The organism is Parageobacillus sp. G301 (assembly GCF_030268025.1).
GTDB lineage: Bacteria > Bacillota > Bacilli > Bacillales > Anoxybacillaceae > Parageobacillus_B > Parageobacillus_B toebii.
Window position 1 is genome coordinate 941,524 of record NZ_BSDB01000001.1, and the last position, 24,223, is coordinate 965,746.

At 41.9% G+C, this 24,223-nt stretch carries 31 protein-coding genes and 1 riboswitch; of the genes, 11 read left to right on the top strand and 20 right to left on the bottom strand.

Annotation, left to right across the window (positions count from 1 at the left end; genetic code table 11):
• The first annotated feature begins 201 nt into the window (after positions 1 to 201).
• A complete protein-coding gene (mscL, locus tag QSJ37_RS04760; RefSeq protein WP_285754156.1) occupies positions 202 to 588 on the top strand; it encodes a large conductance mechanosensitive channel protein MscL in 387 nt (128 codons plus the stop codon).
• Positions 589 to 729: 141 nt separating this feature from the next.
• On the opposite strand, the gene QSJ37_RS04765 is transcribed toward mscL, so the two are convergent.
• Positions 730 to 1,212 carry a PaaI family thioesterase gene (locus QSJ37_RS04765; RefSeq protein ID WP_285754755.1) on the bottom strand — a complete coding sequence of 161 codons (483 nt, stop codon included), beginning with the start codon at positions 1,210 to 1,212 and terminating at the stop codon, positions 730 to 732.
• Between the two features lie 97 nt (positions 1,213 to 1,309).
• Here QSJ37_RS04765 and QSJ37_RS04770 point away from each other — a divergent pair, with 97 nt between their 5' ends.
• Positions 1,310 to 2,371: an AbrB family transcriptional regulator gene (locus QSJ37_RS04770; protein ID WP_285754157.1), complete on the top strand. Its 1,062-nt coding sequence runs from the start codon at positions 1,310 to 1,312 to the stop codon at positions 2,369 to 2,371.
• Between the two features lie 72 nt (positions 2,372 to 2,443).
• Here the strand turns inward: QSJ37_RS04770 and QSJ37_RS04775 are convergent, their stop codons facing one another.
• From QSJ37_RS04775 to QSJ37_RS04825, 11 genes are all read right to left on the bottom strand, one after another.
• Complete coding sequence (locus QSJ37_RS04775; RefSeq protein ID WP_015863598.1) at positions 2,444 to 2,827, bottom strand: VOC family protein; 384 nt, start codon at positions 2,825 to 2,827, stop codon at positions 2,444 to 2,446.
• A gap of 27 nt (positions 2,828 to 2,854) precedes the next feature.
• On the bottom strand, positions 2,855 to 3,187 hold the full coding sequence (locus QSJ37_RS04780) for a hypothetical protein (RefSeq protein ID WP_285754158.1): 333 nt from the start codon (positions 3,185 to 3,187) through the stop codon (positions 2,855 to 2,857).
• A 75-nt stretch (positions 3,188 to 3,262) separates the two neighbouring features.
• A riboswitch (SAM riboswitch) is annotated at positions 3,263 to 3,370 on the bottom strand.
• 106 nt (positions 3,371 to 3,476) lie between these two features.
• The gene (opp4A, locus tag QSJ37_RS04785) at positions 3,477 to 5,261 is read right to left on the bottom strand and encodes an oligopeptide ABC transporter substrate-binding protein (RefSeq protein WP_285754159.1); all 1,785 of its coding nucleotides are present in this window, start codon (positions 5,259 to 5,261) and stop codon (positions 3,477 to 3,479) included.
• 15 nt (positions 5,262 to 5,276) lie between these two features.
• Positions 5,277 to 6,179, bottom strand: coding sequence for an ABC transporter permease (locus QSJ37_RS04790; RefSeq protein ID WP_089097134.1), 903 nt, complete (start codon positions 6,177 to 6,179; stop codon positions 5,277 to 5,279).
• A gap of 16 nt (positions 6,180 to 6,195) precedes the next feature.
• Entirely contained in the window at positions 6,196 to 7,164 is a 969-nt protein-coding gene (gene opp4B / locus QSJ37_RS04795) for an oligopeptide ABC transporter permease (RefSeq protein ID WP_285754160.1), read from the bottom strand.
• Between the two features lie 18 nt (positions 7,165 to 7,182).
• Positions 7,183 to 8,109, bottom strand: coding sequence for an ABC transporter ATP-binding protein (locus QSJ37_RS04800; RefSeq protein WP_062753254.1), 927 nt, complete (start codon positions 8,107 to 8,109; stop codon positions 7,183 to 7,185).
• Complete coding sequence (locus tag QSJ37_RS04805) at positions 8,096 to 9,118, bottom strand: ABC transporter ATP-binding protein (protein ID WP_015863592.1); 1,023 nt, start codon at positions 9,116 to 9,118, stop codon at positions 8,096 to 8,098. The genes QSJ37_RS04800 and QSJ37_RS04805 overlap by 14 nt, the downstream gene beginning before the upstream one ends.
• Before the next feature lie 368 nt (positions 9,119 to 9,486).
• Complete coding sequence (glpK, locus tag QSJ37_RS04810) at positions 9,487 to 10,977, bottom strand: glycerol kinase GlpK (protein ID WP_285754161.1); 1,491 nt, start codon at positions 10,975 to 10,977, stop codon at positions 9,487 to 9,489.
• Positions 10,978 to 10,995: 18 nt separating this feature from the next.
• Positions 10,996 to 11,823 carry an MIP/aquaporin family protein gene (locus QSJ37_RS04815; protein ID WP_285754162.1) on the bottom strand — a complete coding sequence of 276 codons (828 nt, stop codon included), beginning with the start codon at positions 11,821 to 11,823 and terminating at the stop codon, positions 10,996 to 10,998.
• Positions 11,824 to 12,065: 242 nt separating this feature from the next.
• On the bottom strand, positions 12,066 to 12,464 hold the full coding sequence (locus tag QSJ37_RS04820; RefSeq protein ID WP_089097123.1) for a sporulation protein: 399 nt from the start codon (positions 12,462 to 12,464) through the stop codon (positions 12,066 to 12,068).
• A 377-nt stretch (positions 12,465 to 12,841) separates the two neighbouring features.
• Positions 12,842 to 13,093, bottom strand: coding sequence for a hypothetical protein (locus QSJ37_RS04825; RefSeq protein WP_285754163.1), 252 nt, complete (start codon positions 13,091 to 13,093; stop codon positions 12,842 to 12,844).
• A 332-nt stretch (positions 13,094 to 13,425) separates the two neighbouring features.
• Here QSJ37_RS04825 and cspD point away from each other — a divergent pair, with 332 nt between their 5' ends.
• Positions 13,426 to 13,626 carry a cold-shock protein CspD gene (gene cspD / locus QSJ37_RS04830; RefSeq protein WP_003251474.1) on the top strand — a complete coding sequence of 67 codons (201 nt, stop codon included), beginning with the start codon at positions 13,426 to 13,428 and terminating at the stop codon, positions 13,624 to 13,626.
• Between the two features lie 130 nt (positions 13,627 to 13,756).
• Positions 13,757 to 14,017, top strand: a complete 261-nt coding sequence (locus QSJ37_RS04835; protein ID WP_015863586.1) for a DUF2564 family protein — start codon at positions 13,757 to 13,759, stop codon at positions 14,015 to 14,017.
• 37 nt (positions 14,018 to 14,054) lie between these two features.
• Here the strand turns inward: QSJ37_RS04835 and QSJ37_RS04840 are convergent, their stop codons facing one another.
• Both QSJ37_RS04840 and QSJ37_RS04845 read right to left on the bottom strand, forming a co-directional pair.
• Positions 14,055 to 14,273, bottom strand: coding sequence for a zinc-finger domain-containing protein (locus QSJ37_RS04840; RefSeq protein ID WP_285754164.1), 219 nt, complete (start codon positions 14,271 to 14,273; stop codon positions 14,055 to 14,057).
• Between the two features lie 8 nt (positions 14,274 to 14,281).
• The gene (locus QSJ37_RS04845; protein ID WP_285754165.1) at positions 14,282 to 14,947 is read right to left on the bottom strand and encodes a ribonuclease H family protein; all 666 of its coding nucleotides are present in this window, start codon (positions 14,945 to 14,947) and stop codon (positions 14,282 to 14,284) included.
• Between the two features lie 291 nt (positions 14,948 to 15,238).
• Here QSJ37_RS04845 and QSJ37_RS04850 point away from each other — a divergent pair, with 291 nt between their 5' ends.
• Entirely contained in the window at positions 15,239 to 16,177 is a 939-nt protein-coding gene (locus QSJ37_RS04850; protein WP_285754756.1) for a DMT family transporter, read from the top strand.
• A gap of 64 nt (positions 16,178 to 16,241) precedes the next feature.
• Positions 16,242 to 16,379 (top strand): small, acid-soluble spore protein L, encoded by a 138-nt coding sequence (sspL, locus tag QSJ37_RS04855; RefSeq protein ID WP_285754166.1) that lies wholly within the window; start codon positions 16,242 to 16,244, stop codon positions 16,377 to 16,379.
• A gap of 41 nt (positions 16,380 to 16,420) precedes the next feature.
• On the opposite strand, the gene acnA is transcribed toward sspL, so the two are convergent.
• Positions 16,421 to 19,147: an aconitate hydratase AcnA gene (gene acnA, locus QSJ37_RS04860; RefSeq protein WP_285754167.1), complete on the bottom strand. Its 2,727-nt coding sequence runs from the start codon at positions 19,145 to 19,147 to the stop codon at positions 16,421 to 16,423.
• 226 nt (positions 19,148 to 19,373) lie between these two features.
• Between acnA and sspO the strand changes: the two genes are divergently transcribed.
• Entirely contained in the window at positions 19,374 to 19,523 is a 150-nt protein-coding gene (sspO, locus tag QSJ37_RS04865) for a small acid-soluble spore protein O (RefSeq protein WP_062677517.1), read from the top strand.
• Between the two features lie 100 nt (positions 19,524 to 19,623).
• On the opposite strand, the gene QSJ37_RS04870 is transcribed toward sspO, so the two are convergent.
• Positions 19,624 to 19,884, bottom strand: a complete 261-nt coding sequence (locus tag QSJ37_RS04870; RefSeq protein WP_015863579.1) for a hypothetical protein — start codon at positions 19,882 to 19,884, stop codon at positions 19,624 to 19,626.
• 126 nt (positions 19,885 to 20,010) lie between these two features.
• Here QSJ37_RS04870 and QSJ37_RS04875 point away from each other — a divergent pair, with 126 nt between their 5' ends.
• The gene (locus QSJ37_RS04875) at positions 20,011 to 20,157 is read left to right on the top strand and encodes a small acid-soluble spore protein P (RefSeq protein ID WP_015863578.1); all 147 of its coding nucleotides are present in this window, start codon (positions 20,011 to 20,013) and stop codon (positions 20,155 to 20,157) included.
• Positions 20,158 to 20,248: 91 nt separating this feature from the next.
• On the top strand, positions 20,249 to 20,635 hold the full coding sequence (locus QSJ37_RS04880; RefSeq protein ID WP_285754168.1) for an Hsp20/alpha crystallin family protein: 387 nt from the start codon (positions 20,249 to 20,251) through the stop codon (positions 20,633 to 20,635).
• A gap of 171 nt (positions 20,636 to 20,806) precedes the next feature.
• Here QSJ37_RS04880 and QSJ37_RS04885 read toward each other — a convergent pair whose 3' ends face one another.
• Entirely contained in the window at positions 20,807 to 21,475 is a 669-nt protein-coding gene (locus tag QSJ37_RS04885) for a cell wall hydrolase (RefSeq protein WP_081189011.1), read from the bottom strand.
• 258 nt (positions 21,476 to 21,733) lie between these two features.
• Here QSJ37_RS04885 and QSJ37_RS04890 point away from each other — a divergent pair, with 258 nt between their 5' ends.
• Positions 21,734 to 22,168, top strand: coding sequence for a DUF2621 domain-containing protein (locus tag QSJ37_RS04890; RefSeq protein ID WP_015863575.1), 435 nt, complete (start codon positions 21,734 to 21,736; stop codon positions 22,166 to 22,168).
• A 48-nt stretch (positions 22,169 to 22,216) separates the two neighbouring features.
• Here the strand turns inward: QSJ37_RS04890 and QSJ37_RS04895 are convergent, their stop codons facing one another.
• The 3 genes from QSJ37_RS04895 to QSJ37_RS04905 all read right to left on the bottom strand — a co-directional run bounded on the left by QSJ37_RS04895 (position 22,217) and on the right by QSJ37_RS04905 (position 23,872).
• A complete protein-coding gene (locus QSJ37_RS04895) occupies positions 22,217 to 22,705 on the bottom strand; it encodes a CcdC family protein (protein WP_373467268.1) in 489 nt (162 codons plus the stop codon).
• 70 nt (positions 22,706 to 22,775) lie between these two features.
• On the bottom strand, positions 22,776 to 23,132 hold the full coding sequence (locus QSJ37_RS04900) for a response regulator (protein ID WP_015863573.1): 357 nt from the start codon (positions 23,130 to 23,132) through the stop codon (positions 22,776 to 22,778).
• Between the two features lie 32 nt (positions 23,133 to 23,164).
• On the bottom strand, positions 23,165 to 23,872 hold the full coding sequence (locus tag QSJ37_RS04905; RefSeq protein WP_285754169.1) for a cytochrome c biogenesis CcdA family protein: 708 nt from the start codon (positions 23,870 to 23,872) through the stop codon (positions 23,165 to 23,167).
• 171 nt (positions 23,873 to 24,043) lie between these two features.
• On the opposite strand from QSJ37_RS04905, the gene QSJ37_RS04910 reads away from it, so the two are divergent.
• Entirely contained in the window at positions 24,044 to 24,220 is a 177-nt protein-coding gene (locus QSJ37_RS04910) for an aspartyl-phosphate phosphatase Spo0E family protein (protein WP_285754170.1), read from the top strand.
• Positions 24,221 to 24,223: the final 3 nt, after the last annotated feature.

A 24,223-nucleotide genomic window follows, 5' to 3' on the forward strand; every position in this document is an offset into this window, starting at 1 on the left:
ATCTTCCCCCTTTACTTTGATAAATTAATAATACAATAAATTTGATGGATTTTCTAGGGCTTTTGTTTGTAAGTTTCAACGGTCAATAATGCTATACAAATTAATTTGTTATTTTATTCCAATAAATCAAAATGACTAGAATCTGATCAAACTAATATGTTATATTTCTTTGTACGTGAAATTCAAATACAGGGTGATTTTATGTGGAAAGAATTTAAAGAGTTTGCGATGCGAGGAAATGTCGTGGACTTAGCCGTCGGGGTCATCATCGGCGGAGCGTTTGGCAAAATCGTTTCCTCCCTTGTCAATGACATTCTTATGCCGCTTATCGGACTATTGCTTGGCGGCATCGATTTTAGCGGTTTATCTTTAAAAATCGGTGACGCAGTGATCAAATATGGCATGTTTATTCAAACCGTTGTCGACTTTCTCATTATCTCGTTTTCGATTTTCTTGTTTGTGAAAGTATTGAACAAATTGTACCGGCTCAAAAAAGAAGAAGAAGCTTCGCCAACGTTGACAAAAGAAGAAGAACTATTGACAGAAATACGCGATTTGTTAAAAAAACAACAATTAGAAAGAGAATAATGCATAGAAAACAGCGTTTTCCTCACACTAAGAGGACAAGCGCCGTTTCCTCCGTCATGATTAGGACAAAACGATAACACAAAAACGCCCGTTCCCTCATGGTGGAGTGGGCGTTTTTTTTAAAATGTACACGCTTACATTTTACTTTTGTAAAAATGTTTTTGGCATCACAACGGCCACTACTTCTCCGCGCGCGCAAAGTTCTCCATCGGCGAATACTTCCGTCTTTACTTTCCACTTTTTCGGATGAATTTCTTCGACCGTACCGATTGCCTTTAACGGAACTCCATGCGGCGTCGGTTTCAAGAACTCTACGTTCAAAGAAGCAGTTACAAACCGCGGTGGCACTTCTCCATCTCCTGGTTCGTGTCCGTTTTTGCGATGCAGCGCCAGTGCGGCGGAACCAGTTCCGTGGCAGTCGATTAATGACGCGATCAACCCGCCATAAACAAAGCCGGGAATAGCGATATGCTCGGGACGTGGCGTATAAATCGTGACCGTTTTCTCCCCTTGCCATCCGGTGCGGAAATGGTGGCCGTGCTCATTCATCCGCCCGCATCCGTAGCACCAGGCAAATTCCTCTGGGTATTCGTCTTGAATGGCATGTTTTACTTGTTCTTCCATCATTTCTCCCTCCCCTTTCCTTTTCAGTATATCACAATGAGCACATTACTTCCTTTTTCTTTTATTTTTCTTTACAATAGTGATAGGTTTACAGAGAATGGAAAGGACTACAGCAATGAAAGTGTTAGAAACATATATCGTCGCAGGACTGACCGGTTTGCTGTTTTATCATCTCCATTCCCCAATTCCATGGATGCTCGGAGCCATTACTGGAATGCTTGTTTGGAAAACGGTCATCAAGCGCCCAGTAGCGGCGCCGAAAGCGTTGTCGAATAGTGGATTGATTGTGTTAGGCACTTATTTTGGACTGTCGTTTACAAAAGAAACGCTATTAACGATTGCGCCATATATTGTTCCGTTTCTCGTTGCCACCGCATTGCTAATTGCTATTAACATTATAAACAGCATCGCGGTGACGAAATGGACACATATTGATAAAGTGACAAGTGTGTTTGCATCTGTTCCTGGCGGGCTGTCGGAAATGGTTGCCGCAAGTGAGTCGTTGAACGCGAATACTGCTTTAGTAACCATTTTCCAAACGATTCGTTTATTAACGGTCGTTTTTCTTGTGCCAACAGTCGTTGTCCATTGGTTGAACGGACACGCGTCGCCAGGAAACGCAACCGCTCAGGCGGCAGCTGTCTCTTCCGATGGTCATTACACTTGGTTTTTGTTAAGTATTTTCGGTGCGCTTCTTTTACGAAACATCATTCCGGCAGCATACGTCGTCGGGCCGCTTGCCGTAACGGCAGTTATGCATGCGGCTGGTGTGAACCTGCCGTTACTGCCTGTATGGTTGATTATTTTGGCGCAAATTAGTGTCGGAATAAACATGGGAGAACGCATTACCTTAGAAGATATTAAGCTTGGCGGAAAATTTAGCTGGGTATATTTCTTGCTTGCGTTAGTATTAATTGCTCTATCGTTCGGATGTGGCTACGTATTTGCGGAATTAACCGATCTTCCGCTGTCGACCGCGCTGTTGAGTCTTGCGCCAGGAGGACTTGTGGAAATGGTATTAACGGCGCAAACGGTCGGAGGAGATCCAGCGATTGTCAGCTCCTTGCAATTTGTACGTCTTCTTCTTGTCATTATCGTCGTACCGAACGTGCTGAAATGGGTATTTCGAAAATTTCCATATATCACCGAAACATCATGAAAAAACCGCTCTGTTTAAAGCTGAACAGAGCGGTTTTAGTTGTTAAGAGTCCAACAAGCATCTCCGCTTTTCTTACTTAGCCGGTTCATAAAATTCGATCCATTCACCATCCGGTCCAAGAAAGAACAAATATTTCGCCCCGTTTGGCAGCGTCGTAATCTCTTCCCATACAAGCGGAACGCCGAGCGATTGAATCCGTTCTTTTTCTTGTTCAATTCCTTCAACGGTAAAGGCGACGTGATGCACTTTTCCTTCCGTCGGCAAATTCGGATTATACCCTTCGATCAATTCGACAATGACTGAGCCATCCAACCCTAAAAACGCCAATTTCATTGTACCGTTCGTATGCGTCATCTCGCTAAGTAGTTCCAATCCGACTACCTCTTGATAAAACTTTTTCGATGTTTCGATGTCTTTTACTTGAATGCCGACGTGTTCAAATTTTTTTACTGCCATTATGTTTCTCCCCTTTTTCCATTATTTTCAAGATTGTGAAAATACCGATCGCAAATATGGAGTCATATGTACGATCGAAATTCCTTTTTCCTCTAATTCGCAAAAAATGTAGCGGTCAAGCGCATAAGGGCCAGCGGCTTTCCATTCTTCCACTTCCGCAAATGTCAGAAGAAGCGAAAACATCTTCCCTTGCGTATATCCGTATAGATGGAAAACATTTTGGCTGCTATCAAAATGAATCGCTGCCTGTCGGTCAAATTGCAAAAGCTGTTTTTGGACACAACGGGCGACATGGGAAGCAAACGATGCTACCGTTAAGTGTGCCGCCATATAGCTGCGAATCAAATCATTTTCGCGCAATCGACATTCCCACCTCCTTCTTTGCACATACATAAAAACCCCTTTCGCCATGAATGATGCGAAAGGGGGTAACCGTTCTTATCATCCAAAGCGAAAGACGCTTTGCGGGTTGGAGCACCTTGCGTAATACGCAGGTTGCTGTGGAGTCATAGAGCCCGATCTCTCGTCCACTCTTGATAAGACTGTATGCAGTTTGTTTTTATCTTATCATGGTGCCATTGTGATGACAATCATTTTTTGATTTTCACAAACGAGGAAGGGAGAGCAAAGGCGCTCTCCCCTCTTTTTATTATTGCGCTACTTCTGGTTTTTCGGAAGTGACACCAACATCTTTCCATGTTAATTTTGAGCTAGGGTCGACGGTAAAGTTTTTCACACGATTGTTTACCGCATAAATAATCGAGCGGTACAGAGTCGGGATGACAGGTACTTCTTCATTCATCAGCGCTTGCCATTCGTTGTAAATTTTCTTGCGGTATTCTTTATCGAATGCTTGCTCGGAATGTCCTTTTTCTAACAATTCATCATTTTTCTCGTTCACCCATCGAGAATAGTTAAACATCACATCGCGTCCATATAATCCATACGGGTCCACATCGGTTCCAGTGTACCACGCCGCGGCGAACACATCGACTTTCGGGTTATCTTTTTCAACCATGTCATAGAACGAGTTGAATTCCGCCAAGCGGCCATCAACCAGTTGCACATTCAAACCGACGTCTTTCCAGCATTGCATGTAAAATTTCGCCAGCGGTTCGGCAATATCCCCGCCGCTCATTGACAGGAAGTTAATCGTAAACTTCTTGCCGTTTGGATCTTCACGGAAGCCGTCGCCATCGACATCTTTATATCCTGCTTCATCCAGCAATTTTTTCGCCTTTTCTGGATCATACGTATATCCTTTTGCGTTTTTATCATGGTATCCTGGGAAGGATGGCGGAATTAACGTCGTTGCCGGGAAGCGTAAACCGTGATAAAGTCTGTCTGCGACTTCCTTGTTATTAATCGCGTATGCCATCGCTTGGCGAAGCTTTTTGTTTTGGAATTTTGGATTATCCATCACGTTTTCTTGCTTCTTCGCATCCCAGTGGCCGAGTTTAAAACCGATGTAGTTGTAAGCTAAATCAATTTTGCCGACAAATTGAATGTTTTTTGTCCCTTTCGCGTTGACATATTGATCTGTCGGGAATTCCGCAATGTCAATCTCGCCTTTTTTAAGAGCTTGCAATACGACTTGCGGGCTGACGACTTTTAAAATAACGCCTTTTAAGTTCGGCTTTCCGGCCCAATAATCGTCGTTGCGGACGAATTCGACCGATTCGCCTGGAACGATCTTTTTCACTTTAAATGGACCAAAACCAATTGGGTTTTTGCGGATTTTATCCGATTTCGCCAAATCTTTAATCGGAACATCTTTTAAATAATGTTTTGGAAGCGGATATGCCCAAATGCCTGTCAGCACAGATGGATTGGCATGTTTCCATGTAATGGTTAATGTTTTGTCATCAATGACTTTAATTCCGGAAATTTTGTCCGCTTTTCCGCTGTGGTATTCCTCCATGCCGACAATATCTTGAATGAGCGCGTCTCCGTAGCGGACGCCCGTATAATCTTTATGGCCGATGACTAAGTAAGCGTATTCTAAATCTTCCGCTTTCACAGGCTCACCGTCATGCCATTTGACATTATCTTTAATTTTGATCGTTATCGTTTTTTTATCATCGGAAAGTTCGTATGTCGCCGCGCCATCGTTCGTAATTTCATAGTCTCCGTTTGTACGGAAAAGTGATTCATCGAAAAACTGCAAAATTTCTGCATCCGGTTGCCCTGTGTAAAACGCATAGCTAAGCGTTCCTTCAAATGGTGTATCGGATACTAATCCATATTTTAATACACCATCATCTACGATTTTTCCGTCATTTTTGACGGTCATTGGGAATTTGCTGATGTCTTCCTTTTGCGCCGTTTGATTTTTGTTGTCTTTGTTGTTTGTGGAGTTGCTGCTGCACGCCGTTAATCCTAATAAAAGGACAACGAGCACCACAAAAAACTTCCACTGCCATTTTTTTCTCACTGTTTTTCTCCCCCTTTATCCTAATCGTTGTCTTGCATCCGCCGCGCGTTTTAACGCTTGGCCGATAAAATTTATACACAACATCATTACTAAAATAAGCAATGATGCTGGCAGCCAAACCCACCATTTATTTTGCAAAACATCCGGATTCATTGCATAGCTGACCAGCGTCCCTAGACTTGGCGTGCTTTCCGGCAATCCAAAGCCTAAATAGCTTAAGCCTGATTCAATTCCAATATTCCCGGCAAGGTTTAATGTTAAGTTTACGATGATGATCGAACTTAAATTAGGTAGAATTTGAAAAATAATAATTTTCCAATCTGGCGTACCGAGCGTTTTCGATGCACTTACGTAGTCCAATTCCCTCTCCGCCAGCGTTTTCGCTCGAATAAGCCGCGCCTTTCCTGTCCATAAAAAGGCACTCATAATCAGAATAAACGTAAAAACATTATATTTAGGCACAATCGCCACAAATACGATCACAATCATTAAAAATGGCAGCACAAGGATAAAATCGATAATACGCATGATAATATTATCAATAACTCCCCCATAATATCCGGCAATAAGGCCAACCGTAAGCCCGATCAAACCAGTGATCAGCGTGATTGCTAAACCAATGGTAAATGAATTTCTTGCACCGATAATAAGCTGCCCGAAAATATCCCTTCCCCCATAATCCGTGCCGAGCCAATGCTCTGCGGACGGCGGGGAGTAGATAGCCAGCAGGTCCACTTTGACAATTTCGTCTTGGTCTAATAATAATGAAGCTCCATATACAACGATCAAAATCAAGGAAAGAAGAATGAGAGAACCAAAAGCTAACTTATCCTTCACCAATTCACGCCACATAATAGAGAGACTTGAAGGACTTTTTTCATTTTTTGCATGGATATCGCCTAGTTCCGCTTTCATCATTGTGTCCCCCATTCCATTACTCAATGCGAATACGTGGATCAACAGCGCTTAAGATAATATCGGATAAAAGCGTCCCGATTAAGGTAGCAAGGCCGGAAATCATCACGAGTGCGGTAACAACGCTGTAATCCCGCTGCAGAATCGATTGCAAAAACAATTGTCCAATCCCTGGATAACTAAAAATAGATTCGAGAAAGATCGATCCGCCAATTAATCCTGTAATCTCATATCCTAAGAAAGCAGCAATCGGCAAAAACGAATTTCGTAAAATATGACGCCAATAAATGCTTGATTCCGGCACTCCTTTTGCGCGCGCGGTTTTAACAAAATCTTTCAGCTTTGTATCGATAATTTCACTGCGCAAATATTGAATCGTCCCGACCGTATTGATCAGCGCTCCAGACAGAGCCGGAAGCAAAAGATGGTTCAGCTTGCTTACATAATAGTCAAACGTTCCTTTTTCCACTTGAATATCGACGCTTCCTCCCGTCGGAAACCATCCTAGTTTGAACCCAAAAATAAACAACATAATTAACGCAAAAATAAACAACGGTGTTGCAAAGCTAACGTAGCTGTATCCAACGATTAACTTATCCGCCCAAGAGTCGGTCCATCTTCCCGAAATAATTCCTAAAGGAATCGCGATTATATACGTTAGTATTAAAATCGCGGCAGATAACAAAATCGTATTCCACATTCGCCCAGCTAGCAAATCGTTGACAGGCTGCTGATGAGTATAGGACATGCCAAGATCTCCATGCAGCAAGTTTTTAATCCAACGTACATATTGAATATGTATCGGATCATTAAGTCCGAGCTTTTCTTTCATTTCCTCTAATGTTTGCGCATCCATTTTTGGATTGCCTGCCAATTGTCCTGTCAATGCATCCCCTGGCATAGCCTTTGCCAGCAAAAATACGAGAACACTTAAAAGAAATAGTTGCGGAATCATCATTATGATTCGTCGCAATATAAATTTCAGCATCGTGTCGTCTTCCCCTCTTTACGGAATCGCAACGGAATGCGTCTTGGAGATTTTCTTTAACGGATACGCCTTGCCTTCATCATCAAAGTAGCGATGGTACGACTGCTTGTATTCCCTTTCGACTTCTTCGCGAAGCTGAAACTGCTTTTTTCTCTGCCGCGGATCCGCGTTTGGAATTGCCGAAAGGAGACGCTTTGTATAAATGTGCTGCGGATTATTAAAAATTTCTTCGCTCGTTCCTTCTTCGACAAATCTGCCGCGATACATAATACCGATGCGGTCACACATATGACGGATAATGCCTAAGTCATGGCTAATAAATAAATATGTAAGCTGAAATTCTTTTTGAATCTCTTTCATAAAATTTAACACTTGCGCCTGCACCGATACATCCAATGCGGACACTGGCTCATCGGCAATAATGAGCTTTGGATTGAGCGTAAGCGCCCGTGCAATGCCAATCCGCTGCCGCTGTCCTCCGGAAAACTCATGCGGATATTTATAAATCGACTCTGGATTCAATCCTACTCTTTCGATAAAATATTGCACTTTCCGTTTTTCTTCTTGCGGCGATAGCTTTTCAAAATTGCGGATCGGTTCGGCGATAATATCAAGCACACGTTTGCGCGGATTAAGCGAAGAATACGGGTCTTGAAAAATCATTTGAATGTCTTTTCGATACGGATAAAACTGCCTGCGGCTTAGTTTTGTTAAATCGGTGCCTTCTAATAAAATTTCACCTGCTGTCGCTTTAATGAGCCCGATAATCGCACGCCCCGTCGTCGTTTTTCCGCATCCTGACTCTCCGACAAGCCCATACGTTTCTCCTTGCCTCAGCTCAAAGCTAACATCGTCTACCGCCTTCACATAATCGACGATGCGGCGAAAAAATCCTCCGCGTACTGGATAATACACTTTTAAATGATTGACTTTAAGAAATGCCATGGCCCACGTCCCCTATATGATCATGTGGAAAATAGAAATGCTGATAACATGTACAGCGAACCCAATGTCCTGGTTCGACTTCTCGCAAAATTGGATTTGGTTCATGTTTTGACTCATCAATCCAGCTAATTCGCGATTTGAATCGACAGCCCGTCCGCGGCATTTTTTGCAAGGAAGGAACAATTCCTTGAATGACGTGAAGTTTTTCTTTACGAGTTTGCGCGGAAGGAATCGACTGCAATAATGAGCGTGTATATGGATGAAGCGGATGGTGGAACAATGTTTCCACATCTGCCAGTTCAACAATTTCCCCAGCGTACATGACCGCTACGCGATCGGCCATTTCCGCAACTACCCCTAAATCATGGGTAATCAAAATAATGCCGGTTTTCATTTGTTGCTGCAGTTCTTTCAATAGTCCCATAATTTGCGCTTGAATCGTCACATCCAAGGCAGTTGTCGGCTCATCTGCAATGATAAGCGATGGTTCGCAAGCAATGGCGATCGCAATCACAACCCGCTGTCTCATTCCCCCTGAAAGTTCATGAGGGTAACGATGATATGTTTTTTCCGGATTCGGAATGCCGACACGTTTTAACAGTTCTAACGTGCGCTGCCGTTTTTCCGCCGAAGATAATTTCGTATGATAGTCCATGCTCTCTTCAATTTGTCGTCCTATCGTCATCAATGGGTTCAATGCCGTTAATGGATCTTGGAAAATCATTCCGATGTCTTTACCGCGAATTTTGTTCAACTGTGAAGTAGATAAAGATAATAAATTCGTTCCTTTAAATGTAATGCTTCCTTCTAATTTTGTCTTTTGTGGCGGATGCAATCCCATCACCGCAAGTGCCAGAGCGCTTTTTCCGCACCCCGACTCTCCAACGATCGCCACTACTTCGTTTTCATTCACCGTAAGGGAAACATCATCAACCGCTGCATAATACTGATCTTGAATTCGAAACGAAACGCGTAAATGATCTATTTCTAAGATTGGTTTTCCGGTCAATATATTCTCCCCTTTATAAAATTTATCGAATTTTACGAATATTTTATTACATGTTTTTTACAAATTCAATTGCTTTTTGCTATTTATGCATAATTTTTCTTATTTCTAATTGATTATTTAGCACATAGTTTGGTTTAATAAGAAAATGGATGCATGACTTTTTTATCATAAAATAATAACATAATATTTTCAATAGAATATATTATTTGCCACTTGTCGTCATTATTCTATTTTTTCGACTTTTTTAGACAAAATTTTTGAAGCGTGATATATAAGTAGAGCGTACTATTTCTTAAGATTGGAGCTGCTTTTGCATGCAGAAAAACAAAGAAAAAGGGGGCTCTTTTTCATCGGAGAGCCCCTTCTGTTTACTTAAACGCCATCGCGGCTTTCACTGCTTTTTTCCATCCTGCATAAAGCGCTTCTTGTTTCTCTTTTGCCATTTGCGGTTCGAATTGGCGTTCTAATTGCCATTGAGATGCGATTTCTTTCCGGTCTTTCCAATAGCCGACGGCAAGCCCAGCTAAGTATGCCGCGCCTAGGGCTGTTGTTTCATTGATGACTGGACGCTCTACTGGCACGCCGAGCATATCGCTTTGGAATTGCATTAAGAAGTTGTTTTTCACCGCTCCGCCGTCGACGCGCAACGTTTTCAAGCCAATGCCTGAATCCGCTTCCATCGCTGTTAATACATCTTTTGTTTGATATGCAAGCGACTCTAGTGTTGCGCGAATGAAATGTTCTTTTGTCGTACCGCGCGTCAAACCAAATACCGCACCGCGTACATCGCTATCCCAATACGGTGTTCCGAGGCCGACAAATGCCGGTACAACATAAACGCCATCCGTTGAATCGACTTTTTCCGCATATGCTTCACTGTCTGACGCTTGCTTAATCATTCGAAGCCCATCACGAAGCCACTGAATCGCTGAGCCGGCGACGAAAATGCTTCCTTCTAACGCATATTCGACTTTTCCGTCGATTCCCCATGCGATCGTTGTTAACAAACCATGTTTCGATTGTACTGCTTTTTCCCCTGTATTCATCAACATAAAGCAGCCAGTGCCATATGTGTTTTTCGCCATTCCTTCCTCAAAGCACGCTTGGCCAAACAACGCTGCTTGCTGGTCGCCGGCCGCTCCAGCGATTGGCACTTCGACACCAAAGAAATGATGTGGTATCGTTTTAGCGTACACTTCCGAGGATGGGCGCACTTTTGGAAGCATTGATTTTGGAATGCCTAAAATGTTTAAAATCTCATCATCCCATTGTAATGTATGAATATTAAATAAAAGCGTCCGTGAAGCGTTTGAATAATCCGTCACATGTGCGCGTCCGCCGGAAAGTTTCCAAATGAGCCATGTGTCGATCGTACCGAACAATAAATCTCCTTTTTCCGCTTTCTCTCTCGCTCCATCGACGTTGTCTAAAATCCATTTTACTTTTGTTCCGGAAAAATAAGGGTCAATTAATAACCCTGTTTTCTTGCGGAATAAGTCATCATATCCTTGTTGTTTGAGTTGTTCGCAAATATCGGCCGTTTGTCGAGATTGCCAAACAATGGCATTATAAATTGGCAGCCCCGTATGTTTATCCCATACGACTGTCGTTTCCCGCTGGTTCGTAATGCCGATGGCTGCTACTTGCTCCGGCTGCACCGATGCTTCTGACAAGACGGTAGCAATTACCGCCAAAATCGAGCCCCAAATCTCATTAGCGCTATGTTCGACCCATCCTGGCTTTGGAAAATATTGTTTAAATTCCCGTTGCGCGATATGAACAATTTCGCCATTTTTGTTAAACAAAATCGCCCGTGAGCTTGTTGTTCCTTGATCCAGTGACAAAATGTATCGTTCCATCACCAATTCCTCCCCTAATTACATGAATGCATTTTTTGGTTTATTATAGCTATTCGATGTTTTTCCTTGGCTGATGAATGTCAATGTGAGTACTACTATTATAGCAATAAGCACATACCAAAATGCCGCTGTCATTTTTCCTAGAAAGACAGCTTTGTAAAATAAACCGCCAAACGAACCGCCAAGAATCGGTCCGACAACCGGAACCCATGCGTAAGACCAATTGGATGATCCTTTTTTTGGTATCGGAAGCAAAAAGTGAATGATACGCGGTCCTAAATCACGCGCCGGGTTAATGGCATATCCTGTCGTTCCGCCAAGGGAAAGACCAATGGCGACAATAAGAAACCCGACGATAAACGGATTTAGCCCATCGGCAAATTTATTGGCGCCAATGGCTAAAATGCCAAGCACTAATACAAACGTGCCAATTATTTCGCTGATCAAGTTTGCGAAATAATTTGGAACAGCAGGACTTGTTGCAAATACGCCAAGTTTTGCGCCAGGGTCGTCCGTTTCTTTCCAATGAGGCAAATAATGAAGATATACAATGACAGCGCCAATCATTGCACCAAGCAGTTGTGCAACAATGTATTTTGGCACATCTGTCCATGGAAAATCCCCGTTAAACGCTAATGCAAGCGTTAACGCTGGATTTAAATGAGCGCCGCTAAATCGGCCAACCGCATATGCCGCTACCGCTACAGCCAGCCCCCATCCCATTGTAATAACGATCCAGCCGGAGTTTTGCGCAAATGATTTTTTTAAGTTTACTCCTGCGCAGACCCCGCCGCCAAAAATAATAAGTAAGGCAGTTCCAACAAGTTCAGCAACAAACGCGGTCATTCTTCTTCCCCCTTATCACATAACTTTTGTAACTGCTTCCCTGCTTTATCCCTCCGTAGGCAAAACATCATCTTTTTTAAAAGCAGTTACATTTTTCAGCGGAAAACACAAAAACCCACACATTTTCCCTACGAAAAAAGGGAATATGTGTGGGTCTCCAACATCTCCGCCACCATTATTAACTTACTTATAAAGTTAATAGAAAATGTAAGCGTTGTCAATAGATTTTTTACAATTTTTATTTATCTCGGCAAAATTTGAATATAGTCAAAATCTAGCGTATCCACTCCATCCTCAATATCCAAGCGGGTGATAAACCGATACGAAATTCCAGGCTGTGAAGGAGGAAGCGAATCTGGTATCTGGTACGTAAACGGTATCTGCTTCCTTTGTCCTGCCTCGATCTGAAACGCTCCTGCAACCGGAATCGTCGCGATGACATTATCGATTTCTTTCCCATCGCGAAGCGTTTTTTGGATAAATTCTACATCCAGTTTTTCAATTTTTTGTTCCACCGTGCCGCCGAGAATATGAAGAACCCCCTCAATGCACTCTCCCGGCTGAAATGTGGTTTTATTTAAAATCAAATCGACATACGCCGATCCGACTCCGATTCTTGACATCATTTTACGCAATAACATATGCTACACCTCTTATCTCTTGTTCTTGTTGTTCATCCTATAGTACGATGCAGGTTCGAATGTTGTTTCATCATTTGCCTATTATAAAGATAAACAGACCTATGCCTTATGGAAGCAAAGGTCTGCTACACCTATCCCTGAACCTCTGCACGGCTAAAGTCGGCAGGTTCTGACGTACTAAAGAGTTTTTCCAACACCTGCGTGCAGATACTCACTCTTGTTCCGTTAAGCATCCTAGTACCTTATTCGTGTTTAACGCCCTGTCGGCTCGGTTCAACACCGTATCTGGACTTTCATGACTATATGCTTTTGCAGAGAAACCCTATTTTGATACCGCTTACAATTAAGTTATAGCATCGTGTTCTGTTTGTCAACTATTATTCATATACATTTTCGTTTTCAATGATATAGTCGACACGAATGACTGGAATATCGTTTCTTTCCACTTCTGCGACAATCAAGCCAATGCGGTCATTATAAATGCAAAACGTTTCTTGCCCTTTTCTAAACGCCGTTTCACCATAAGAAAGAATCATGTTGTAAATTTTGTTATCGGAAAAATAACGCCGACTGACCCGATTTCCTAAACGAACGATCACTTCTTTACCAGCGATTTTTCCGCGGTACATCCCATTCATCCCCCTTTATGCTCCTACTATTCCAATGTATGGTATATTTCTTCCATTCATTCTTACTTTTTTGCTTTCTAACCAAACTATTTCGAGATGCGAGCAGAAAATCCCTGTTTTTTTAACATTTTGTAATTTTTTTCTGAATTTCGCCTTCTTTTTCTTGACGATGCCCTTACATTAGTGTATAGTAAAGTCATCATATAACAGAATATATTTCAAGCATTCATCATGTTTGCTCACCTTAGATTGCTGTGAAGTATATTCCGTTATTTGATAAAAAATCTTTAAGTTAGCCTGAGGGCTAAAGGTATTAGGAGGAATTCAGTATTATGCAACGCGGTAAAGTTAAATGGTTTAACAATGAGAAAGGTTACGGTTTTATCGAAGTAGAAGGTGGTTCTGACGTATTCGTTCACTTCACAGCGATCCAAGGTGAAGGGTTCAAAACTTTGGAAGAAGGTCAAGAAGTTTCTTTCGAAATCGTTCAAGGAAACCGTGGACCTCAAGCTGCTAACGTTGTGAAATTATAAGGCGTTCGTTGACATAAACGAAAGAACGTAAGTGAAACAAAAAAGGCCGGCAACACGCTGGTCTTTTTTGTTTTTTATGCGCATATTCCTTCCTTTTTGACAAACACTATCCGCTAGGAGGTGTTTGCAAATGGAACGTGACATTCATTCTGGCTATAACGATTTAAAACAAGTAGAAATGTTTGTGGAAACAGCGGAAAAAATGGTAGGTCAAGCAACGATGAGCTTGGATAGAGACATGCTCGAAGGCGCCAAACAAGCGATTGCCAACGCCCACGATCAGCTTTCGCGCGCACGCCGGCAAGCAACTGGCGTTGATGAAGAATTTTTATCACATTATGAACAAAAACTTGCTAAGGCGGAACATCAATTAAATGAGGCATTGCGATAAGGAGAAAAAAGGGCTTCCTGCTGTGTGAAGCCCTTTGTTATTTTGATGAACGAGGAGAAGTTGCCATCAACATGGCACCGTACTGCCGCATTTTCTCGCCGACCGTGCATTGGTTAATGCAAAATGATTGTGCATATGTTTTGCCGTATTCTTTTCGAAATGTGCTTTTTAAAAAACAGCCGTCACAATACATTTGCTGTAATTCATTTAGTTTATCTAATATTTCCTTTCGTTTGTTCACTTTTTTCTCCCTCATTTCATTGCCTACCCTTTCTCTGTAAGTTCCATCATGCTAGTAATCGTTTGGCCTTCCATCGCTTGACGGGCAAGCTGGTCGGCCTCTTTATTTTGCTTGCGTGAAATCGGCTCGTAAATTGGCTGAATTCCTAATTCGTTGATCTTTTCTTCAATACGGTCCAGCCATGCGTTATGGTCATCTTCAAAACACGGCCAATCGCCGGACAATTGCTTCAAGACGACGTGTGAATCGCCCCGGAAAATAACCGGCAAATGATGAACACCGAGCTCCTCGAGCATTTGCATTAAAAACCAAAACGCGGCGTATTCCGCTTCGTTATTCGACTTCAGTTCATCAAGCTGGCGGTTGGCACGAAGGCGATATTGTTCATTGTTTTGCTTATAATAAATCACTGCTCCGGCTCCGCCCTGCAATGTTTCGTTATCAAAGCCGCCGTCAAAGTAAGCGATGACATCATGCGGTTCCGTTTCTATTTCTTTTAATAGCTTGTTCAGTTCTTTTTTCGACCATGTAACATGATTTTGGTCAATAAAGCATAATTCCTTTACACGACCTGTTTTTTCAAAATCCTCGGCTAATCGGAGCGCTTCCTCAGCAGGCAAAAAATCGGAAGTAAGCACCACTTCCTGTTTTTTCGGCGTAATATATGTCCATTGGATCATAACGTCCAAGCCCTCGTCACCCTTCCGTAATCGATTCCGTGTACAGTCCATATTTTTATTATACAATATAGCAAAAAAAACATGTGAAGCGATAACTTTTCTTATTACCTATTATTATGCAACTTTTGTTATCACATCAACGTTTTCTGTACATGTTTCATTATCTTTTTATGCTGTTGTATATTTTTTCAAAAAAATGTGTCTTTTTTCATTGATTTATGATACACTACCGTTCGACTATAATTTATTAAAAGTGAAGCGGAAATGATGCAACAAAATGAACAAAACGGGGGGATTGGATTGAAAAAACAGTGGATAGCGGATTTTAGCCTTCTTGCCGTCACGTTCGTCTGGGGGGCAACATTTGTCATCGTGCAAAACGCGATTTCTTTTCTTGAGCCTCTTTCTTTTAACGCGATTCGCTTTATTTTGGCGGGATTATTTTTATTTTTATGGCTCATCATTTTTCATCGTTCGCTTTTTCGTCATTATACCTTGCCGCTTGCCCGCGCCGGTATATGGATGGGGTTTTGGCTGTTTAGCGGCTATGCTTTTCAAACGATCGGCTTACTATACACAACCTCGTCAAAAGCGGGATTTATTACCGGACTTAGCGTCGTGCTCGTGCCGTTATTTTCTTTTCTCTTTCTAAAACAAAAACCATCCGTCAATGCGGCCATTGGTGCGGTGATGGCGGCAGTCGGCCTTTATTTTTTAACCATCGGCGATGGCAAATGGATGTTAAACCGCGGAGACGTATTTGTCTTTTTTTGCGCGATTTCGTTTGCGATGCACATTATTACTACAGGAAAATATTCGGCGCGTTATTCCACCATGTTATTAACAATGACGCAAATTTTCACCGTTGCGGTGTTGTGTACGATTTTTGCCTTTCTTTTTGAAGACGAAACGCAAATGTGGAATGTAGCGATTTTACAAAAACGTGAAGTATGGACAGCCCTTCTCATTACGTCATTGCTTGCAACAACGGCAGCGTTTTTAATTCAAACCAAATTTCAAAAATATACGACAGCTACCCGCGTCGCTCTTATTTTTGCGATGGAGCCTGTATTTGCCGCGCTGACCGCATACATATGGGCGAAAGAACAGCTAACGGCTTCCGCAATCATCGGCTGCATCGGCATTTTGTGCGGAATGATTTTCGCGGAGCTTCCCATTACTGCTCGTAAAATGGCGGCGTGCAAAACGGAGGTTAACTCACTAAGACAAACGAAGTGATTTTCTTTTTTGTTTCATATTTTTGTGCAATAAAGGTGAAACTATGGCCACGGAGGTGAGCGCGATGGCAAAGAATGGCGGAAAAAACCGCGGGACAAAAGCTCCTGGCGTGAATCCACAAGGGTTCGGTCAAGATGCGGCATTTACTCCGGATCCAAAAAGCCAATTAGAAAATGCAGCAAAAAAATCGAATACAAAATAAAAAAAGCAGGCTCTTGGCAAGTAAGAGCCTGCTTCGTTATTTTATTTTACTTTTTTTGTTTTTGCGAGTTTTTCACGCAACACCATAGGTAAAATTCCGCCATGGCGATAGTAGTCGATTTCGACTTCGCTATCAAAACGAACGATTACTTCGAATTCTTTTGTTTCTCCTGTATCTGGATTTGTTGCCGTTACTTTGACTAAATCACGCGGTTTGACGTTTTCGTCAATATGCACTTCGAACACTTCTTTGCCTGTTAAACCTAGCGTTTCTGCGTTTTCCCCTTCTTTGAATTGAAGCGGCAATACGCCCATTAATACAAGGTTCGAACGGTGAATGCGCTCGAAGCTTTCCGCGATGACTGTCTTAATGCCAAGCAAGAATGTTCCTTTTGCCGCCCAGTCACGGGAGCTTCCCATTCCGTAATCTTTGCCGGCAATAACGACAAGCCCTGTGCCGTCTTGTTTGTATTTCATGCACGCATCATAAATCGTCATGACTTCGCCTGTCGGCCAGTAAGTCGTATAACCGCCTTCTGTGCCAGGGGCAATTTGGTTGCGAATGCGAATGTTCGCAAACGTACCGCGCATCATGACTTCATGGTTGCCACGGCGTGATCCGTAAGAGTTGAAATCTTTTGGTTCCACACCTTTAGAGATGAGATATTGGCCAGCTGGCGTGTTTTTACCGATCGCTCCGGCTGGCGAAATATGGTCGGTTGTGACAGAATCGCCGAATTTTCCGATGACGCGCAAGCCTTTAAGCGGTTCGACTTTGCGAACATCTGGAGATAATCCTTCAAAGAACGGCGGATTTTGAATGTAAGTCGAGTTTTCGTCCCATTGATAAAGCGGCTCGTCTGTCGTTTCGATTTCGTTCCAACGCGGATTTCCGTCGAACACGCGCTCATATTCTTTGCGGAACAATTCCGGTACCACCGTTTGCTTAACGACTTCTTTGACTTCGTCCGTTGAAGGCCAAATGTCGTTAAAGTAAACATCGTTGCCGTCTTTATCTTTGCCGATCGGATCTTTTAACAAGTCAATGTCTACCGTACCTGCTAGCGCATATGCGACAACAAGCGGCGGCGATGCCAAGTAGTTGCCTTTGACTAGCGGATGAATGCGGCCTTCAAAGTTACGGTTACCGGAAAGTACGCTTGTCACAAGCAAGTCGTTTTCCGCAATCGCTTTTTCAAGCTCTGGCGCAAGCGGTCCGGAGTTGCCAATACATGTCGTGCATCCGTAACCGACGATATTAAAGCCGATTTTTTCAAGGTATGGAAGCAATCCGGAATCCCGCAAGTAACCAGTTACGACTTTCGAACCTGGCGCAAGCGATGTTTTCACATATTTCGGAACTTGCAATCCTTTTTCCACCGCTTTTTTCGCTACTAAACCAGCGGCGATTAATACGTACGGGTTCGACGTATTCGTACAGCTTGTAATCGCTGCAATCACAACGGCGCCTGTTTTCATTTTTACTTCTTCGCCGTTTAACGTCACCGTAATTTCTTTATTGAGATCCGCTTCTGTTAAACCGAAGCCTTGGTTTCCTTGCGGAGCTTTTACCGCTTCACGGAACGCTTCTTTCATTTTCGAAAGAGGAATCAAGTCTTGCGGACGTTTCGGTCCAGAAAGATTTGCTTCGATTTCGGATAGGTTAATTTCTACAACATCCGTAAATATTGGCTCTGGAGCATCCGGTGTGTAGAATAAACCGTTTGCTTTACAGTATGCTTCAACCACTTGTACATGGTGCTCATCGCGGCCAGTTAAGCGCAAATAATCAAGCGCTTCCGCATCGACTGGGAAGAAACCGCATGTTGCACCGTATTCTGGAGCCATGTTTGCAATGGTTGCACGGTCTGCAAGCGGCAATGTTGCCACACCTGGTCCGAAGAATTCAACAAATTTGCCGACAACACCTTTTTTACGAAGCACTTGCGTTACTTTTAAAGCAAGGTCTGTTGCTGTTGTGCCATTTGGCAATTTTCCAGTCAAACGGACACCGATTACTTCTGGTACAGGGAAGTATGAAGGCTGTCCGAGCATGCCAGCTTCTGCTTCAATTCCGCCGACACCCCAACCGAGAACGCCAAGGCCGTTAATCATCGTTGTATGGGAGTCCGTACCGACTAGAGTGTCTGGAAACGCTACGTATTCTCCATTTTCCTCTTCCACAGTATGAACGACATTTGCTAAATATTCTAAGTTTACTTGATGGACAATTCCAGTTGCTGGCGGAACAGCCCGATAATTGTCAAATGCTTTCTGCGCCCATTTTAAAAATTTATAACGCTCTGCGTTGCGCTTGAACTCTAAGTTCATGTTGTATTCAAGCGCATCGTCCGTTCCAGCTTTGTCAACTTGCACAGAGTGGTCAATAACGAGATCAACCGGAATTTCCGGATTAATTTCATATGGATCCCCGCCCATATCCGCCATCGCTTTACGCATCGATGCTAAGTCAACGACTGCTGGTACACCCGTAAAGTCTTGCAAAATAACGCGCGACGGCTTAAATGGGACATCGATGTCTTTCATCTCCGGTGTTCCCCATTTTGCAAGGTTTTCGACGTGCTCTTTTGTGATCACACGTCCGTCTACTTGTCGAAGTACCGATTCTAGCAATACTTTAATTGAATACGGTAAACGGGAGATGTTACCGATCCCAGCTTCTTCAAGTGCTTGTAAACGGTAATAATTATATTTTTTACCGTTCACTTCAAATGAAGAACGTGCGTTGAAAACGTCTTGTTTTGCCATATGTATTACCCCCTCAATTCAATACTATACTATTTTTTCGAAGCAAAGTCGAAAAAATAGCATGAATTCTCCCAACTCCCGTAAAATTGGTACGCTTTTATCTTATTATAAGGTAGAAAAGTTGTAAATAGAATTTCGAAGGTTTTGTCATATTTATCAATTTCTCGCATGGAAAAAAAGAATAAACTTCTTGATCAGTTGCAAACTAGTAGCGGAGGTGAACAAAATGGCAAAGCGGAAAGCGAACCATGTTATCCCTGGAATGAACGCGGCAAGCGCTCAAGGAAAAGGTGCCGGCTACAACGAAGAATTTTCTAATGAACCGCTGACAGAAGCACAACGCCAAAACAACAAAAAAAGAAAAAAGAATCAATAACAGAAAAAAGAATCAATAACGATACGTCCGTTTCGTCATCCTGGACTACCGTAAATTTTTGTACAAATAAAAAAGGGAATGTCCTGTCGCGACATTCCCTTTATTGAATTTCATTCACTTCATCGACAATCGCTTGCAAATCGTTGCGAAACTTTTCCAATTGAACGCGCTGTTTTTCTGAAGCCACTTCCATCGCATTATTAATTTGTTCAAACGCTTCGTTTACTTCTTTCTTTAAATGACTTAATTGATGGCCATAATCGGCTTGGTCGCGCACTAAATGATCATACCATTCCTTCGCTTCCATCGTTCCTTTTTGTGCCGCTTGAAATGCTTCCTGTTTATTTTTATGGTAAGCCATCGTTACTTCCTCCTTTTATAAATACGGCCACACATTTATTATCTTTTCAAAGATGCCATAAATTATACCGCGAATAAATGAAAGACAATGATGCCATACTAATGAACAAAAGGAGGATAACCAAACATGACAAATAAAAATACAAGCACAGATATGCGAAAAAACGCTCCAAAAGGAGACAATCCGGGGCAGCCGGAGCCGCTAAGCGGATCCAAAAAGGTTAAAAACCGCAACCATACGCGGCAAAAACATAATTCCAGCCATGATATGTAATTAACTATTTTCCGCTCCCACCGCGAACATTTCCCGCGATCATGCATACGATAAACAACAGCGATACTACGAATGCGGGGGAGCTATCCAAGTGCACAAAAATCAAAAGGAAGAGCAAAGCGAACTGCGGCAATGGCTGGAATTGTTATGCAACGACCCTTATGCATCCATATTAGATGAAACAATTTTTCACGTCGATGTGTTGGAGACGGCAGAAGACTATATTGTTGAGGCCGAGCTTTCGCATTGTCAAAAAGAAAACATTGTCGTACTATGCGAAAACCATTCGCTGACGATTCAAATACAGAAAAATGGGGTAACGGAAAAACAGCGGAATATTTTACTGCCATTCTCGCTTCTGGACAAAAATATTTCCGCCCATTTTTCACCGCCAATTTTAGAAGTTCGGATTAGTAAAGTTGCTCTACAAAACCATTCACCTCAAAATCATATCACAGTAATAGATATAAGTGAGTAAGCTCTTACAAAAAGGGCTTTTTTGTTTACATAATATTTTTATTGAATTGTCCATTCTTTTAATTTTCATAGATAAAATCGAGCCGTTCCGTTCCACACTCTCCTCTATGAAAGAGATAAGCTCGTTGTTGCAAAAAAATGAGGATATTCCCAATCTAGGGAATATCCTCATTTATTTTGCAAATACATGATTCCCGATACGAATCGTTACCGGTCTTGATAACATCCATTTATCTTTCGTAATTTTAGGGTTATAGAAGTACAGCGAACCGCGGCGGTCGTTCGGGAATAGCGATAGTGCTTGATCGACCGCAGCATAATCTTGTTTCGTCGGCTGAATGCGCGTTAGTTTTCCTGTTTTTACAGGAACAAACGCATAACCCGATTTTGTTTTTTGGTAAATGACACCTTTAATGCTCTTTGGAAAAGCAGGATGTTTCACGCGATTTAAAATAACGAGCGCAACTTCCACTTTCCCGGCAAATGGCTCGCTAAAACCGGTTTCCGCATGGACAAGCTGTGCCATTAGTTTTCGTTCTTCTGCACAAATAGAAAATTTCGGCTTTTGGGAAGCAGGTTTCTCTGCTTGCTTCGCCGCTTGAGTTTTTACAAGCTGCGGCACTTTGATTGTTTCGCCGACAATAAGAACATCGCTTTTTCGATGATTTAATGATTTTAACGCAGAAGTGGTTGTTTTATATGTTTTCGCAATCTTGTAAAGCGAGTCGCCTTTCTTCACCTTATAGTATGTATAAGTTGTTGCCGCATCTGTTGAATAAGAGGTAAAGCCGACGACCATACAGCAAACTACCGCGAGTGTTGCAAGAGTTTTCTTCATCATTCTATCCTCCTCATAGTTGCCTTTTGGTTTGTCGTCTGCTTGTAATAGATTAGCATGTTTATAGATACATATCACTGGTTTCTATTTCCATTTGACTGCTATAGCAATAGTCCAGCTATTGACACATAAAGGATTGCGGCATTTCTTTACATTTGCATTACATTTTCGTAACAATGTGATAAAAACATGCTTATCTTGCCAAAAACCGCTTTTTTCGCAATAATGGTTGATAGATTGGAATTCGTTGAGGTGGGAATGATGCTAAAAGGTTGGTTTCTTTGGTTTATATTGTTTTGGAGCGTTTTTTTGCTTGTCACCATGTCGATCGGTGGTTTTTTTATGTTTCGCAAATTTTTAAAACGGCTGCCAAAAGAAGATGGGAAATCGGAACTAGATTGGCAGGAATATTATATTGAGCAGACACGGCATTTATGGGGAGAAGAAGAAAAGGCGCTTTTAGAGGAATTAGTAAAACCGGTTCCTGAATTGTTTCGCGATGTCGCTCGGCAAAAAATTGCTGGAAAAATCGGGGAACTCGCGCTTCAAGAAAACGCTTCTCGAATTACAAAAGATTTAATTATTCGCGGTTACATTATAGCAACCCCAAAACGCGACCATAAATTTTTAATAAAAACATTAAAAGAAAAACAAATTAATATCGCTCCTTATGAACATTTGCTGCAAAGCAAGTAAGCTGATTGCAAGAAAAAAGCGGGACGCATCTCCCGCTTTTTTCTCTTATTATGTTATTAAAATGGGCGGTTGGTGTTTTAAACGCCGTTCTAATTTTTTATACGTAATATACATTGCAACACGCCACGGCACAATCATTGAAAAAGCAAGCAAATAAAACATCCCGCTTAATTGGCGATAGTCAATGGTTCTTCCTAAGTATGTTTTTAAGCCAAGACGAATGACAATCAAACCGACTAAAATGAAGATAAACGCTTTCGAGCGCTTTAAGTAAATTTTTCCATTTATGATTTCAAATTTCGACGTTTTAATTAAGAAGATGGAAAAAAATGCTCCTAAAACGACCGCCTCAATCAGTTCTCCTTTCGTTACGCGAAATACTGGGTCGATAAACATCAAAGCCCCTGTGCTCATAAATATTGGAGGTAAAATAATTTTTTTGGCGTTTGTCGGTTTATTCGATGCTTTCATCCTCACAAACAAAACGAGCAATGCCATGAATACTGCAACGATTGAACTTACGATAGCCAAACACATCATCCTCTTCATTCAAGTGTATGATAATGTATTATAACAAAAAGCAACAAATCTTGCATATACATATTGCTTATAATAAACGCTCCACCGCTTCGATCACGCGGCTTTCTTCAAACGGCTTCACAATAAAATCAGCCGCTCCTGCTTCGATCGCCTCTACAACCATGCGCCGCTGCCCCATTGCTGAACACATAATAATTTTCGCATTTGCATCTTCTTGTTTGATCGCACGCACAGCTTCGATCCCATTCATCACAGGCATCGTAATATCCATCATGACGATATCCGGTTTTAATCTCTGATACAGTTCCACCGCCTCTTTCCCGTTTTCCGCTTCTCCAATAATTTCATGGTTCGCTTTTTTCAAAATGGTGGATAACGTCATTCTCATAAATTTTGCATCATCAACAATGAGAATTTTTGCCATGACTCCTTTACTCCCCTTAATAACAAACTAATTTAAAAGCCGGTGAATCCTCCAAAAATACTTGTCGTATACGTAATAATTTTTGTCATCCAGTCAAAAAAGAGAACAACACCCATTGCAATCATCACATAACCGCCGATTTTCATCATTTTTTCACTGTGGCGACGGATCCATTGCAGCTTTCCGATAAAAAACGAAAGAATAAAAAACGGAACGGCAAACCCCAACGAATAAGCAAGCATATATAGCATTCCAGAACTTGGGTTTGTCGCCGCCAGCGCAATGACCGACACTAAAATCGGGCCAGTGCACGGAGTCCAACCGGCCGCAAAAGCCATGCCAATGATGATCGAGCCAATGTAGCCAGAAGGCCGCTCTTGAAACGAAAGACGACGATCTTTCATTAAAAAAGCCGGGTTCCATATTCCGACAATCACAAGGCCAAAAATAATAATGAGAAGCGCACCGATTTGTCGTATAAAATCTTGGTATTCACTAAACCATTTGCCAATAAGCGACGTTCCGAATCCAATCGAAATGAATATAAGAGAAAAACCGAGCAAGAAAAATAATGTATGCAATAAACTTCGCCGCTGCATCAACGCGTTCTCCGTCTTCAGCTCACTCACCGATATGCCGGTAATATACGATAAAAACGCCGGGTATAAAGGCAGACAACACGGAGAAATAAACGATAAAAAGCCGGCACCAAATGCTAAAAATAGATTAACATCGGCCATCTTATTTCAACTCCTGCTTGATTTTTTATTTTTATTGTAGCAAAAATATCATTATTAGTAACCTATGAACGACCATGCTTTTTTCTTTTTCAATTTTGCTCTTTTGAATTTATTGGTAAAATAGTATACAATACACCTGTAAAAATTTTAAAAGAAAGGACTTGTTCCTCTGTGCCGAACAAAGAAATTTTAATTTTAATTGAAAAAAAGCGGATGGAATTGATTGAAGCAGTCGCAAAAAACGGATTGAACTCAACCGTGACGATTCAAGTGAGCCGGGAGCTTGATTCACTTTTAAACACGTATAACAAACAAAACTATAAGCAAAAAAGCGCTCCTCGTCCATAGCGT